The following is a 13,123-nucleotide window of genomic DNA, read 5'->3' as shown; positions in this document are numbered from 1 at the left end:
CGCATGGCCCTGGGACGGCCCCGGACCCCGTCCGGTTCCCGCTCACCCCATCAGCGGGAGCAGGGCGGCGAGGTCGGCCCGCTCCCCGCTGGCGCTGACCTTCGCCGCGTCGAGCGCCTGCGCCCACTGCGTACGCCCGGTGGCGAGCCGGATCCAGGTGAGCGGATCGGTCTCGACGACATTGGGCGGTGTGCCGCGGGTGTGTTTGGGGCCCTGGACGCACTGCACGACGGCGAACGGCGGAACCCGCACCTCGACCGAACCGCCCGGCGCCCTCTCCGCGAGGGCGTCGGCGAGCAGCCGGGTGCAGGCGGCGAGGGCCTGCCGGTCGTACGGGACGGCCAGGCCGGCCGCCTCGTTCAGGTCGTCGGTGTGCACGACGAGCTCGACGGTACGGGTGACCAGGAAGTCGGCCAGCCGCATCGCACCGACCCGGGTCGGCAGCAGCCGCTCCCCGGGATCGCCGGGCACCAGCGCCTCGAACCGCCCGGCGACCTCCCCGTACAGCGCGTCCAGGTCCGGATGGTCCGCGGCCGCGGCCGTGGTGTCCTCGGCGATGCGGGCAGCCCGGTCAGCGGTCGAGAACGGCCATTCGAGGAGCGTCAGGTCGGGCTTGGGCGACGCCGGTTCGGGCAGCTCGAGACCATGGGTGACGCGCGAGAGCGCCATGGTCAGGTGGACGGCCAGTTCGCGCACGGTCCAGTCCCCGAGCCGGGTCGGCAGCGCGAGTTGTTCGGGCGTCAGGGCGCGGACGGCTTCCCGGACATGGGCGAACTGGGCCAGGACGGCGGCGCGGGTCCTGACCGGGTCGTAGCGGCGGGCTCGTTTCTGGGACGGCGGCATGGTCCAGGAGCCTAACGACCTCGCCCGCGACGGGCAGTGGGTTGTCGGAGCGGTGACCTCAGGACCGGGTCGCGAAGTCGCCCAGCCCCTTGTCGAGCAGATCGAAGCCGCGCTCGGCGAGCGCGACGGCGTCCGGCGCGACCGCGTCCGCCGGCTCCCCCGCCAGCAGCCGCAACTGGTTCGCGGTGATGAGGGCGTTGCGGGTGCCGATCAGCTGGGCGGCCGCGATCCGGGCGAGGGAGGGCTCCTCCCCCTCCTCGGCCAGGGCTTCGGCGAGCAGGGCGTAGGACCGCATGGAGAACGCGTGCGCCCGGATCAGCAGCGCCGGTGTCTCCTGGATCAGCCGGCGCACCCCGAGCACCACGGGTGAGTCGCTCATCCCGACCGAGGGGTCACGGGCCTCGACGGCGGCCAGGAACTGACGCCGGACTGCGGCCAGCGCGGACTCTCCGGGGGCCCGTTCCCGTACCTCCCGCGCGACATCGCCGATGTGCTCCTCCATGGGAGCGAGGACCAAGTCCTCCTTGCCGGCGAAGTAGTTGAAGACCGTCATCTTCGAGACGTCGGCCGCCTCGGCGATCTCGGCGACCGAGACCTTGTCGAAGCCACGTGCGGCGAAGAGCTCGGTGGCCACCGCCAGCAGACGGCGCCGAGTCTGGAGCTTCTTGCGCTCGCGAAGGCTCATCCCCTCAGTCATGACATCATTGTACCAGGATAAAGATTGATCCTGGATTAAATATTGACCGAGTATATTTTCATGGTGCGGTGAATGCCGCAGCGACACCGTGCCCGGCGGCTCGGGAACGGCCGCCCGCACCTCCGGTGGCCCCGGCGCCTTCGTTCTGCTCGCACCGCCGGAAGCGAATGCCCGCCATCCGCCGGAACACCGCCGCCCGGTGGGTCGGTCGCAATTCCACGGCCGCTCGCATCCGCGCCTCGATCGGGACGTCAGCCGGAATTACGCATACCGCCCGCCGGAATTCCCGAAACGCCGGGTCCGCAAGCCGGCGCGAACCGGATTCACGGCCGGAACGAACCGTATCCACCGCTCGGACGAACCGAGTTCGCGGCCCGGACGAACCGTATCCACCCCCCGGGCGATACGACGACACGGGAACGGCCCCGCCCGGAATCCGAGACCCGGGCGGGGCCGTCCTCCACAGCGACAGTCGCGTCAGGCGAGCAGACCCGGGATGGTCTCCTCGTGCGCCGTGCGCAGCTCGCTCAGCGGGATGCCGAACTCGCCCTGGACCTCGATCTCCTCGCCGTCCACGACACCGATCCGTGTGGCGGGCAGGCCCCGCGCCCCGCACATGTCGTTGAAGCGGAGCTCCTCGCTGCGCGGAACGGAGACGACCGCGCGCCCCGCCGACTCGGAGAAGAGGAAGGTGAACGCGTCCAGCCCGTCCGGCACGACCAGCCGGGCACCCTTCCCGCCGCGCAGGCAGGACTCGGTGACCGCCTGGATCAGACCGCCGTCGGAGAGGTCGTGCGCCGCGTCGATCATGCCGTCGCGGGAGGCCGAGATCAGGATCTCGCCCAGCAGCTTCTCCCGGCCCAGGTCCACCTTGGGCGGCATGCCGCCGAGGTGGTTGTGGACGACCTCGGACCAGGCCGAACCGCCGAACTCCTCGTGCGTGTCGCCCAGCAGGTAGAGGAGCTGGCCCTCTTCCGCGAAGGCGACCGGCGTACGCCGGGTGACATCGTCGATCACGCCGAGCACGGCCACGACCGGCGTCGGGTGGATCGCCGTCTCACCGGTCTGGTTGTACAGCGACACGTTGCCGCCGGTGACCGGGGTGCCCAGCTCCAGGCAGCCGTCCGCGAGACCACGGGTGGCCTCGGCGAACTGCCACATGACGTCCGGGTCCTCGGGCGAACCGAAGTTCAGGCAGTCCGAGATGGCCAGCGGCTTGGCGCCGGAGGCGGCGACATTGCGGTACGACTCCGCCAGCGCGAGCTGCGCACCGGTGTACGGGTCGAGCTTGGCGTACCGGCCGTTGCCGTCGGTCGCCATGGCCACGCCCAGGTTCGACTTCTCGTCGATCCTGACCATGCCGGCGTCCTCGGGCATCGCGAGCACGGTGTTGCCCTGCACGAACCGGTCGTACTGGTCCGTGATCCAGGACTTCGACGCCTGGTTCGGCGACGCGACCAGCTTGAGGACCTGCTCGCGCAGCTCGGCGCCGTTCGCCGGGCGGGCCAGCTTGCCCGCGTCGTCGGCCTGCAGCGCGTCCTGCCAGGACGGGCGGGCGAACGGGCGGTGGTAGGTCGGGCCCTCGTGGGCGACGGACCGCGGCGGTACGTCCACGATCTGCTCGCCGTGCCAGAAGATCTCCAGCTGGGAACCCTCGGTCACCTCACCGATGACGGTGGCGATGACGTCCCACTTCTCACAGATCTCCAGGAAGCGCCCGACGTGCTGCGGCTCGACGATCGCGCACATGCGCTCCTGCGACTCGCTCATGAGGATTTCCTCGGGCGAGAGGGAGGAGTCGCGCAGCGGCACGGTGTCCAGCTCGACGCGCATGCCGCCGGATCCGGCGGAGGCCAGCTCGCTCGTGGCGCAGGACAGGCCCGCACCGCCGAGGTCCTGGATGCCCGCGACCAGCTTCTCCTTGAAGATCTCCAGGGTGCACTCGATGAGGAGCTTCTCCTGGAACGGGTCGCCGACCTGGACGGCCGGGCGCTTCGCCGGGCCGGTCGACTCGAAGGTCTCCGAGGCCAGTACCGAGACGCCGCCGATGCCGTCGCCGCCGGTGCGGGCGCCGTACAGGATCACCTTGTTGCCGGGGCCGGAGGCCTTGGCGAGGTGGATGTCCTCGTGCTTCATCACGCCGATGCAGCCGGCGTTGACCAGCGGGTTGCCCTGGTAGCAGGCGTCGAAGACGACCTCGCCGCCGATGTTCGGCAGCCCCAGGCAGTTCCCGTAGCCGCCGATGCCCGCTACGACGCCCGGCAGGACGCGCTTGGTGTCGGGGTGGTCGGCCGCGCCGAAGCGCAGCGGGTCCACGACCGCGACCGGACGGGCACCCATGGCGAGGATGTCGCGGACGATGCCGCCGACGCCGGTCGCCGCGCCCTGGTAGGGCTCGATGTACGAGGGGTGGTTGTGCGACTCGACCTTGAAGGTGACCGCGTACCCCTGACCGACGTCGACCACACCGGCGTTCTCGCCGATGCCGACGAGCATCGCGTCGTTGGCGGGGACCTTCTCGCCGAACTGCTTGAGGTGGACCTTGCTGCTCTTGTACGAGCAGTGCTCGGACCACATCACGGAGTACATGGCGAGTTCGGCACCGGTGGGACGGCGGCCCAGGATCTCGCGGATCCGGGCGTACTCGTCCTCCTTGAGGCCGAGCTCCTTCCAGGGCTGCTCGACGTCCGGGGTCTCGGCCGCGTGCTTGACCGTATCCAGGCTCATGCGTTGACCAGCTTCTTGATGATCGAGGTGAAGAAACCGAGGCCGTCGGTGCGACCGGTTCCGATCAGCGGCTCGACGGCGTGCTCCGGGTGCGGCATCAGGCCGACGACGTTGCCCGCGGGGTTGGTGATGCCGGCGATGTCGCGCAGCGAGCCGTTGGGGTTCCTGTCCAGGTAACGGAAGGCGACCCGGCCCTCCGCCTCCAGCTCGTCGAGCACGCGCTCGTCGGCGACGTACCGCCCGTCCATGTTCTTGAGCGGTACGGAGATCTCCTGGCCCGCGGAGTAGTCCGAGGTCCAGGCGGTGTCCGTGTTCTCGACGCGCAGCTTCTGATCGCGGCAGATGAAGTGCAGGTGGTTGTTGCGCAGCATCGCGCCGGGCAGCAGATGCGCCTCGGTCAGGATCTGGAAGCCGTTGCAGATGCCGAGGACCGGCATCCCCGCCCGCGCGTTCTCGATGATCGTCTCCATGACCGGCGAGAAGCGGGAGATGGCTCCGGCCCGCAGATAGTCGCCGTAGGAGAAGCCGCCCGCCAGGATGACCGCGTCGACCTGGTGCAGGTCCTTGTCGCGGTGCCACAGCGATACGGGTTCGGCACCCGCGACCCGTACGGCCCGCAGGCTGTCCTTGTCGTCGAGCGTGCCGGGAAAGGTGACGACTCCGATACGAGAAGTCACTTCGACTCCTCGGCCTTCTCCACCCTCACGGTGAAGTCCTCGATGACGGTGTTGGCGAGGAAAGTCTCGGCCATCTCGTGAATGCGGCCGAGGGCGGCGTCGTCGACCGGCCCCTCGACCTCCAGCTCGAAACGCTTTCCCTGACGTACGTCCGCGATTCCCTCGAAGCCGAGACGGGGCAGTGCGCGCTGCACCGCCTGTCCCTGCGGGTCGAGGATCTCGGGCTTGAGCATGACGTCGACTACGACGCGTGCCACTGGCACTCCCGGTGGTGGTGTGGTGCGGCTGTTTCTCCGGGGGGCTCCCCAGACCCCCGCAGGTTCCCTCAGCCTACCTGGCCAGAAATTCTACGCGGGTAGATATCGAACCCCCTTGATCACGCCCGGATATCGGCCGCGACAACACATGGGGAAAGTCCTGCGAAAAAAATCCTCACCGGCAACACACAAGAAGGCTGACACGCGGAGGTAATTGGGCGGGCTTCACAATGCGGCACCCATCGCTGTACAAATGATTACCGGGGAATGCAGCATTGCCCCTAAACGGTCGACACCGGTCGACCCGCATCCGCCTAACAGCCGGAAGGCCGGCATCAGCGCTTGTCAGACGCGCCGACGCCGTAGGAAAGGACCGATATCCGTGGCTCAGCGCGTAGTGGTCACGCTCTTCGACGACATCGACGGGGGAGCAGCGGCGGAAACGGTCACCTTCGCCCTGGACGGGAAGTCGTACGAGATCGACCTCAATCCATCCAATGCAAAGAAACTGCGCAAGGCCCTGGCGCCGTACGTGGCGGCCGGCCGAAAGCAGACAAATACCGGCAAGCGCGGCAAGGCCCCGGTGCCGTACCGGCACACCTCGCTGGCACCCGACCCGGCGGCCGTGCGCGCCTGGGCCCGCTCCCACCGGATGGAGGTGCCGGCCCGCGGCCGGATCCCCAAGAAGGTCTACGAGGCGTTCCGCGAAGCCAGTTGAGATTCCGGTCCGCCCCAGGACCCCCGGGGGCCCTCGCCGGGACGCGCCGCGAACGCTCCGGCGACACCCCGCGGCCACCGACTTGCGCTACACCCCCGCTGGTCGGCTAAAGTCTGGAGCACGCCGAGGGGCAAGGCCGCAAAGCCGAACCTCACGCAGCGTGCGGGTGTAGTTCAGTAGTAGAACATCCCCCTTCCAGGGGGAAGGCGCAGTGTGCAATTCCTGTCACCCGCTCTGCATCGCTCTTACCGTCCACTCCATTGGATCGGGTAGGGTAGTGCTCGCACCGCCCGATGAAACTCCTCACAAGGAGTACAATGAGCGGCAGCAATGCGGACGTGGCTCAGTTGGTAGAGCATCACCTTGCCAAGGTGAGGGTCGCGAGTTCGAATCTCGTCGTCCGCTCTTGATCGAACGCAAGGCCCTGGTCGATATCGACCAGGGCCTTCGTCGTATTCCCATCCGTTTCCGCCCGGGGCTCCTTGGCCCATGACGTTTGTCATGAGCAGTCGTGACAGCTCGCACTGCTCGCGGCGCCGATCCGGCGGAAATCTGTAGGCATGACCAGCGACGACATTCCCAAGGACCACGTGAACAGCGCTGTGGCATGCGCCACAGCCGCCTCCGCGTCCGGCTCCGTCGCCGACCCGGTGATCGAGGCGAGCGGTGTGCGGCGCCGCTATGACGGCGGCTTCGAGGCGGTGACCGGCGTCTCCTTCACGGTGGCGCGCGGTGAGCTCTTCGCCCTGCTCGGTACGAACGGTGCCGGCAAGACCTCCACCGTCGAGCTGCTGGAGGGCCTGGCCCGGCCCGACGGCGGGTCCGTGCGGGTGCTCGGCCACGACCCGTGTCGCGAACGCGCCGCCGTCCGGCCGCGGATCGGGGTGATGCTCCAGGAGGGCGGCTTCCCGTCCGAGCTGACGGTCACCGAGACCGTACGGATGTGGGCGGGCTGCACCAGCGGCGCCCGCCCGACGGGGGAGGTGCTGGACCTGGTCGGGCTCACCCATCGTTCGCGGGTGCGCGTCAAGCAGCTCTCCGGCGGCGAGCGGCGCCGGCTCGACCTGGCGCTGGCCCTGCTCGGCCGGCCCGAAGTGCTGTTCCTGGACGAGCCGACCACCGGGCTCGACGCCGAGGGACGGCGCGACACCTGGGAGTTGGTCCGGATACTGCGCGACGACGGCACCACCGTCCTGCTCACCACGCACTACCTGGAGGAGGCCGAGATGCTCGCCGACCGGCTGGCGATCATGCACAGGGGGCGGATCGTGACGGCGGGCACCCCCGCCGAGGTGACGGCGGCCCGCCCCGCCCGCATCCGGTTCGAGCTGCCCGAAGGGGTGCCGGCGGCGAGGCTTCCGCTGCCGCTGAGGGCGGCGGCCGAAGGGCGCAAGGTCGAGATCCGTACCCACCGGCTGCAGGAGTCGCTGGGTGAACTGCTGCTCTGGGCGGAGCAGTCGGACGTACGGCTGCTCGGGCTCGATGCCCGGTCGGCCTCGCTCGAAGAGGCATTTCTCGATATCGCGCAGCGCGCATCGGATTCGCAGGCCCGGAAGGCGGCCGCCGCATGACCGGTACAACGATGTCCGGTCGGCTGAACGCGCTGGGGCGCGCCGAGCTGACCCTGCTCGCCCGCAACAGGACGGCGGTCCTCGTCGCACTGCTGGTACCTGTGGCGATGGTCGTGGCGATGAAGTCGACACTGGATCAGATCGATCTGGGCGGAACCGGGCTGACCGTGGCCGGGGCGGCGCTCAGCGGTGGCGTCGGCATGGTGCTGATGCAGGTCGTGTACATGAACCTGGTCGCCGCGTACGTGGCGCGGCGCGAGGAACTGGTCCTGAAGCGGCTGCGCACGGGCGAGGTCACCGACCGGGAGATCCTCGTCGGAACCGCGCTGCCGTCCATCGCGCTGGCCCTGGGGCAGGCGGTGCTGGTGGTCCTGGCCGGTGCGGCCTTCTTCGGTGTCGGTGCGCCGAAGCGGCCCGAACTGCTCGTCGCGGGCCTGCTGTCGGGTGTGGTGCTGCTGGCGGCACTGGCCGCCGCCACCTCCGCATCGACCAGGACCGTACAGACGGCGCAGATCACCACGCTGCCGCTGTTCCTCGTCTCGATGACGGGCTCGGGGCTCTTCGTGCCGCTGGAGGTCCTGCCGGACCGGGTGGCATCCGTGTGCGAGCTGCTGCCGGTGACCGGGGTGATGACACTCGTGCGGGCGGGCTGGCTCGGCGGGGTCGACGGGCACGACCTGCTCGGGGCCGGGCTGACCGCGCTGGCCTGGACGGTGCTCGCCGTGTTTGCTGTACAGCGGTGGTTCCGCTGGGAACCCCGACGCTGAGGAGGGGTGCGCCGTGCGGGTGCGGTGGCGAACGTGGGGCTGGCGCGGCCGCACCGGGTTCGACAAGGTCGACCTGTATACGCGCGGCATGCTGTACAGCCTGGTGTGGATCGCGGTGCTGGTCCAGGTCCTGATGTCCGTGACCCGGCCCGTGCGCGGCGCGGCGCCCGCCGCGTTGATCGCCCTGGCGATCGTGCTCGCGGTCGCCCACGGGATCTGCGGGACGGCACTGACCGCCAGGGGGCTGGCGACGTATCTGGGCCGGGGGACCACGGACCGGCGGCTGGTCGCCGTCGCGGCCGTGTCGCTGGTGGCGAACACGGCGGCGGTGCTGGCCCTCGCCGACTGCACGGGCATGCGCGAGTTCCCCGATCCGGGATACGTGTTCAGCGCCTGTGTGGTGCCGTTCTCCTGCGCGTTCGTGCTCATCGTGCCGGGCTGGGTGTCGATGCTGGAGCAGGCCGTCGTCTCGGCCGCGATGTCCACCGCGGTGGGACTGCTCGACGGCGGCAGTGCGCTGGTGGCCGCCACATTTCTCGCGACGGCGTTCGGCGGCGGGATGATGGCGGTCGCCACGCGCACGTCGGCCTGGACGCTGAGTGTGATGTGGAAGCTCCGTGAAGCGAAGGACATGGAGGCGCGGCTGGCCGTCGCCGAGGAGCGGCTGAGGTTCGGCCGGGACATGCATGACGTCCTGGGCCGGAATCTGGCCGTGATCGCGCTGAAGGGCGAGCTGGCGGTGGAACTGGCCCAGCGCGGGAATCCGGCGGCCGTGGACCAGATGGTCGAGGTGATGCGCATCGCCCGTGCCTCGCAGCAGGAGGTGCGCGACGTCGTACGCGGATACCGGGAGGCCGACCTGAGCACGGAACTGGCCGGCGCGCAGGGGGTGTTGCGGGCGGCCGGGATCGCGTGCGCGGTGGAGGGCGACGAGGGTCGTCCGCTGCCCGCGCCGGTGCAGTCGGCGCTCGGCTGGGTGGTGCGGGAGGCGGCAACCAATGTGCTGCGGCACGGCGATCCGCGGTACTGCACGATCCGGCTCCGCGCCTCGGCGGGCGCGGTGGTGCTGGAGGTGGAGAACGACGGGGCGCCGCGGGCCGGCTCGGAACCGGGCGGCTGCGGACCGGGCGGCTCCGGGCTGGCCGGACTGCGCGAGCGGCTGCGGGCGCTGGACGGTTCGCTGGACGCGGGCCCGGCGGGGAACGGACTGTTCCGCCTGACGGCCGAGATCCCGCTGCCGCGCACGGCTGCCGCACTGGTGGAGGAACGACGATGACGGCTGTACGGGTGCTGCTCGCCGACGACGAGCACCTGATCCGGGGCGCGCTGGCCGCGCTGCTCGCCCTGGAGGACGATCTCGTGGTGGTCGCGGAGGCGGCGACCGGCCCGGAGGCACTGGCCATGGCGCGGGCCCACCGCCCCGATGTGGCGGTCCTCGATCTGGAGATGCCGGGTGCCGACGGTGTGAGTGTGGCCACATCCCTGCGGGCCGAACTTCCCGGCTGCCGGACGATGATCGTGACGAGTCACGGTCGGCCGGGACATCTGAAGCGGGCACTGGCGGCGGGCGTGCGGGCCTTCGTGCCGAAGACGGTCAGCGCCCGCCAGCTGGCCGGGATCATCCGTACCGTGTACGCCGGAAACCGTTATGTGGACCCGGAGTTGGCGGCCGACGCGATCTCCGCCGGGGACTCGCCGCTGACCGCGCGCGAGGCCGAGGTGCTGGAACTGGCGGCGGACGGGGCGCCGGTCGCGGAGATCGCGGAACGCGCATCGCTGTCGCAGGGAACCGTACGGAACTACCTCTCCGCGGCCGTATCGAAGCTCGGGGCGGAGAACCGCCACGCGGCGGCGCGTCTCGCCCGGGAGCGCGGATGGGTATAGTGGTCCTCGCGCTTCGGCGCTTGCGGACGTAGCTCAGTTGGTAGAGCGCAACCTTGCCAAGGTTGAGGTCGCCAGTTCGAACCTGGTCGTCCGCTCGGTTCAGCAAGAAGCCCCCGGTCTTTCGGCCGGGGGCTTCTTCGTGTTCCGGGAACCGCGTGCTGCTTCGCGTCCGGAAAACCGCCTACTGCCAGGGCGTGCCGGTGAGGAGTTCGTACGCCTCCAGGTACTTCGCCCGGGTCGCGTCCACGATCTCCTGGGGCAGCGCCGGGGGCGGCTGCTCGCTCCTGCGGTCCCAGCCCGAGGCAGGCGAGGTCAGCCAGTCGCGCACGAACTGCTTGTCGTACGAGGGCTGGGCCCTGCCCGGCTCCCACTCGGCCGCGGGCCAGAAGCGCGAGGAGTCCGGGGTCAGCACCTCGTCGGCGATGATCAGTTCCTCGCCGCCGCCGTCCTTGGGAGCGAAACCGAACTCGAACTTCGTGTCGGCGAGGATGATCCCACGCTCGCGCGCGATGTCACGCGCCCTGCCGTACACGTCGAGCGTGGTGCGGCGCAGCTGGGCGGCGGTCTCCGCGCCGACCTGGCGGGCCACCTCCTCGTAGCTCACGTTCTCGTCGTGGTCCCCGACGGCCGCCTTGGTGGCGGGGGTGAAGATCGGCGCCGGCAGTTCGGAGCCGTCGACGAGGCCCTCGGGCAGCGCGAGGCCGCAGACCGTGCGGGACTCGTCGTACTCGACGAGCCCGGAGCCGGTGAGGTAGCCGCGGGCGACGCACTCGACCGGGACCATCCGCAGCGACCTGCAGATCAGCGTGCGGCCCTCCCAGTCCGCCGGGGCTCCGGCGGGGAGCTCCGTGGACAGCACGTGGTTCGGCACGAGATCGCTGAGCCGGTCGAACCACCACAGCGAGAGCCGGGTGAGCACCCGGCCCTTGTCCGGGATCTCGGTCGGCAGCACCCAGTCGTACGCGGACATCCGGTCGCTGGCGACCATGACGAGGTCGCCCGCCTCGTTCCGGTACAGGTCGCGCACCTTGCCGGTGTGAAGGTGGGTGAGCCCCGGGACCTGCACTGGCTCGGGCTTTTCTACAAATCCGGACACGCTGCCTCCGCGTAGGTTGATCCAGGAGTCGTTCCGATTCTCCCGTATCGGGGTGCGGTGGGGCGGAGCGGGGGCGTCCGTGGCGCCGGGCGCGGTCTCCTCAGTCGCGTTTGCAGATGCGGTCGAGGAGATTGGCGGTGGCGCGCTGGATGCGCGGGTCCACATGGCCGGGGCGGTCCAGGGCCGGGGACCAGGCGAAGGTGCCGGAGGCGAAGACGAGCGCGCCGGACGGGGCCCGGTACAGGGAGGTCTCCTGGTGGCGCTTGGCCCCGTCGTTGTCCCGGTACGGGGAGTGGGCGAGCAGGATGCGGTTCTCGTGCTCGGGAAGCGCGGTGCGCGGGAAGTAGCGGTCGGCCTCGCCCGCGACCAGGCCGTCGATCTCGTCGCCCTCGCCGGCGCCCGTCGCGTCCCACAGCCAGTGCTCGGCATTCCGTACGACCAGGGGGTGCGGATCGGGGACCCGGCCCGCGTACTGGATGCCGAGGAGCTGCTGCTCCGGGCGGTCGATCTCGCGCCAGAGCGCGGGCCTCCCCGGGCCGCGGCGTTTGCGGCAGGTGAGCAGGCGGTCCGGGACACCGGAGGGCGACGGGGAGAGGCTGACCTGCCAGTACATGGTGTTGGCGGAGAGGAAGACGAGCGAGGTTCCGCCGTCGCGGGCGCGTTCGGCGGTACGGCGCATGGGTACCGACCAGTACTCGTCGTGGCCGGGGAAGACCAGGCCCCGGTAGCGGCCCGGGTCGATCCGGCCCGCGTGCAGATCACGGGTGTCGGCGTACGCGATGTCGTAGCCGTACCGCTCGGCCCAGCGGATGAAGTCGTAGGCATGGCCGACGTGGAGCGGCAGCCCGGCACCCGCGTACGGACGGTCGAAGGAGACGGTGACCGCGGCGTCCTCCTCGCCCAGGAGGCGGCCCCGCTCGTCCCACGCGTGGTAGAGGCTGGCACCTGTGTGGCCGTCCTCCGGGTAGAGGTTGTACGCCTGCCAGGTGACGTCCGGCAGGACCAGCAGCAGATCGGCCGGGTGCTCGTCGCGGACCGTGAACGGGATGTGGGAGCGGTACCCGTCGACCGTGGTCAGCACGGCCACGTACGCGCCGATCGACCAGTAGGAGGGGATCTGCAGCCGCCAGGACTGCCACCAGTGGTGGCAGGAGACCGTGCGGTCGGCGGTGAGCGGGGCGGGCTGGACGATGCCGGAGAGCCGGGGGCTCGTGGTGATCTTGGCGGCCCCGTCGCCCCCGTAGTGACCGATGCGGTAGATGTCCACGGAGAACTGCTGGGGCGGGTCCACGGTGATGTGGAAGTCGATCGCCTCGCCCGGGGCGGCGGCACCCGTGGAGATGAAGCCCTTGATCTGGCGGTGCACGTCGTCGGCCGTACGCGTGCCGCCGTCGGCGCCCCGGGCCAGGGTGGGGTCGGCGTACCAGGGAACGACGTGCCCGGTGTCGTCGAAGTAGTTGTCACTGCCGCGCAGCCAGGGCAGGGGGCCCTGGCCGAAGGGGTCGGAGACGGCGTGCGCGAGGGCACCCGACTCCCATCGACGAATCTGCTCCGCCCCCATACCGCTTCCCTCCCACAGGCCCCGAGTACAGCTGATCAACGTCACGGACGCCGGTCACGGGACGCCGGACGCGGGTGCCGGGCACCGGCACCGAACGCCGACGCCGATCACGGACGCCGATCGCCGACGGCGGTCCTGCCCGTCGGCCGTTGCCGCTGACCGCATCCGGCCGTGCGTCATCGGTGCGCCAACAGTGATGCTCCGACTGTCAGCGTTGATCCCCAGCACATCACATAACGCATGCGGCCCGTCACCCTTCGTCGCTAATTGACGTGAACGGAACGTTCTCTTCCGGGTATTGGGGGGCGACAGCCCCGGCAACGTT

General features: G+C 70.3%; 12 protein-coding genes and 3 tRNA genes. 8 read left to right on the top strand and 7 right to left on the bottom strand.

What is annotated here, in order from left to right; all coding sequences use genetic code 11:
• Nucleotides 1-42: 42 nt before the first annotated feature.
• The 5 genes from ACIOHC_RS28715 to purS form a co-directional block, all read right to left on the bottom strand.
• On the bottom strand, nt 43-843 hold the full coding sequence (locus ACIOHC_RS28715; RefSeq protein ID WP_351076850.1) for a sterol carrier family protein: 801 nt from the start codon (nt 841-843) through the stop codon (nt 43-45).
• 58 nt (nt 844-901) lie between these two features.
• A complete protein-coding gene (locus tag ACIOHC_RS28710; protein WP_351076848.1) occupies nt 902-1,540 on the bottom strand; it encodes a helix-turn-helix domain-containing protein in 639 nt (212 codons plus the stop codon).
• Nucleotides 1,541-2,017: 477 nt separating this feature from the next.
• Nucleotides 2,018-4,267: a phosphoribosylformylglycinamidine synthase subunit PurL gene (purL, locus tag ACIOHC_RS28705; RefSeq protein ID WP_351076845.1), complete on the bottom strand. Its 2,250-nt coding sequence runs from the start codon at nt 4,265-4,267 to the stop codon at nt 2,018-2,020.
• Nucleotides 4,264-4,944, bottom strand: coding sequence for a phosphoribosylformylglycinamidine synthase subunit PurQ (gene purQ / locus ACIOHC_RS28700; protein WP_351076843.1), 681 nt, complete (start codon nt 4,942-4,944; stop codon nt 4,264-4,266). Before purQ ends, purL begins: the two co-directional genes overlap by 4 nt.
• Nucleotides 4,941-5,201 carry a phosphoribosylformylglycinamidine synthase subunit PurS gene (gene purS / locus ACIOHC_RS28695; protein ID WP_351076841.1) on the bottom strand — a complete coding sequence of 87 codons (261 nt, stop codon included), beginning with the start codon at nt 5,199-5,201 and terminating at the stop codon, nt 4,941-4,943. The genes purQ and purS overlap by 4 nt, the downstream gene beginning before the upstream one ends.
• A 382-nt stretch (nt 5,202-5,583) precedes the next feature.
• On the opposite strand from purS, the gene ACIOHC_RS28690 reads away from it, so the two are divergent.
• The 8 genes from ACIOHC_RS28690 to ACIOHC_RS28655 all read left to right on the top strand — a co-directional run bounded on the left by ACIOHC_RS28690 (nt 5,584) and on the right by ACIOHC_RS28655 (nt 10,236).
• Nucleotides 5,584-5,919, top strand: coding sequence for an Lsr2 family protein (locus ACIOHC_RS28690; RefSeq protein ID WP_351076839.1), 336 nt, complete (start codon nt 5,584-5,586; stop codon nt 5,917-5,919).
• Between the two features lie 162 nt (nt 5,920-6,081).
• A tRNA-Gly gene (locus ACIOHC_RS28685) sits at nt 6,082-6,153 on the top strand.
• A gap of 98 nt (nt 6,154-6,251) precedes the next feature.
• A tRNA-Gly gene (locus ACIOHC_RS28680) sits at nt 6,252-6,324 on the top strand.
• A 155-nt stretch (nt 6,325-6,479) separates the two neighbouring features.
• Nucleotides 6,480-7,490, top strand: coding sequence for an ABC transporter ATP-binding protein (locus ACIOHC_RS28675; RefSeq protein WP_351076837.1), 1,011 nt, complete (start codon nt 6,480-6,482; stop codon nt 7,488-7,490).
• Nucleotides 7,487-8,257, top strand: a complete 771-nt coding sequence (locus ACIOHC_RS28670; RefSeq protein WP_351076835.1) for an ABC transporter permease — start codon at nt 7,487-7,489, stop codon at nt 8,255-8,257. Before ACIOHC_RS28675 ends, ACIOHC_RS28670 begins: the two co-directional genes overlap by 4 nt.
• A gap of 19 nt (nt 8,258-8,276) precedes the next feature.
• A complete protein-coding gene (locus tag ACIOHC_RS28665; protein WP_401844541.1) occupies nt 8,277-9,533 on the top strand; it encodes a sensor histidine kinase in 1,257 nt (418 codons plus the stop codon).
• Complete coding sequence (locus ACIOHC_RS28660) at nt 9,530-10,141, top strand: response regulator transcription factor (protein WP_351076831.1); 612 nt, start codon at nt 9,530-9,532, stop codon at nt 10,139-10,141. Before ACIOHC_RS28665 ends, ACIOHC_RS28660 begins: the two co-directional genes overlap by 4 nt.
• A gap of 22 nt (nt 10,142-10,163) precedes the next feature.
• A tRNA-Gly gene (locus ACIOHC_RS28655) sits at nt 10,164-10,236 on the top strand.
• An 86-nt stretch (nt 10,237-10,322) separates the two neighbouring features.
• On the opposite strand, the gene ACIOHC_RS28650 is transcribed toward ACIOHC_RS28655, so the two are convergent.
• Both ACIOHC_RS28650 and ACIOHC_RS28645 read right to left on the bottom strand, forming a co-directional pair.
• Complete coding sequence (locus ACIOHC_RS28650) at nt 10,323-11,237, bottom strand: phosphoribosylaminoimidazolesuccinocarboxamide synthase (protein ID WP_351076828.1); 915 nt, start codon at nt 11,235-11,237, stop codon at nt 10,323-10,325.
• A 100-nt stretch (nt 11,238-11,337) separates the two neighbouring features.
• A complete protein-coding gene (locus tag ACIOHC_RS28645; RefSeq protein ID WP_351076826.1) occupies nt 11,338-12,798 on the bottom strand; it encodes a N,N-dimethylformamidase beta subunit family domain-containing protein in 1,461 nt (486 codons plus the stop codon).
• Nucleotides 12,799-13,123: the final 325 nt, after the last annotated feature.

The organism is Streptomyces sp. NPDC088252, from assembly GCF_044740965.1.
Lineage (GTDB): Bacteria > Actinomycetota > Actinomycetes > Streptomycetales > Streptomycetaceae > Streptomyces.
The sequence above is the reverse complement of the archived record's forward strand: the minus strand, read 5'-3'. Positions and strand labels throughout refer to the sequence as shown.

Coding starts and splice junctions, on each gene's coding strand:
- ACIOHC_RS28715 (WP_351076850.1), bottom strand. CDS start 843: ATGCCGCCGTCCCAGAAACGAGCCCGCCGCTACGACCCGGTCAGGACC.
- ACIOHC_RS28710 (WP_351076848.1), bottom strand. CDS start 1,540: ATGACTGAGGGGATGAGCCTTCGCGAGCGCAAGAAGCTCCAGACTCGG.
- purL (WP_351076845.1), bottom strand. CDS start 4,267: ATGAGCCTGGATACGGTCAAGCACGCGGCCGAGACCCCGGACGTCGAG.
- ACIOHC_RS28675 (WP_351076837.1), top strand. CDS start 6,480: ATGACCAGCGACGACATTCCCAAGGACCACGTGAACAGCGCTGTGGCA.
- ACIOHC_RS28670 (WP_351076835.1), top strand. CDS start 7,487: ATGACCGGTACAACGATGTCCGGTCGGCTGAACGCGCTGGGGCGCGCC.
- ACIOHC_RS28660 (WP_351076831.1), top strand. CDS start 9,530: ATGACGGCTGTACGGGTGCTGCTCGCCGACGACGAGCACCTGATCCGG.
- ACIOHC_RS28645 (WP_351076826.1), bottom strand. CDS start 12,798: ATGGGGGCGGAGCAGATTCGTCGATGGGAGTCGGGTGCCCTCGCGCAC.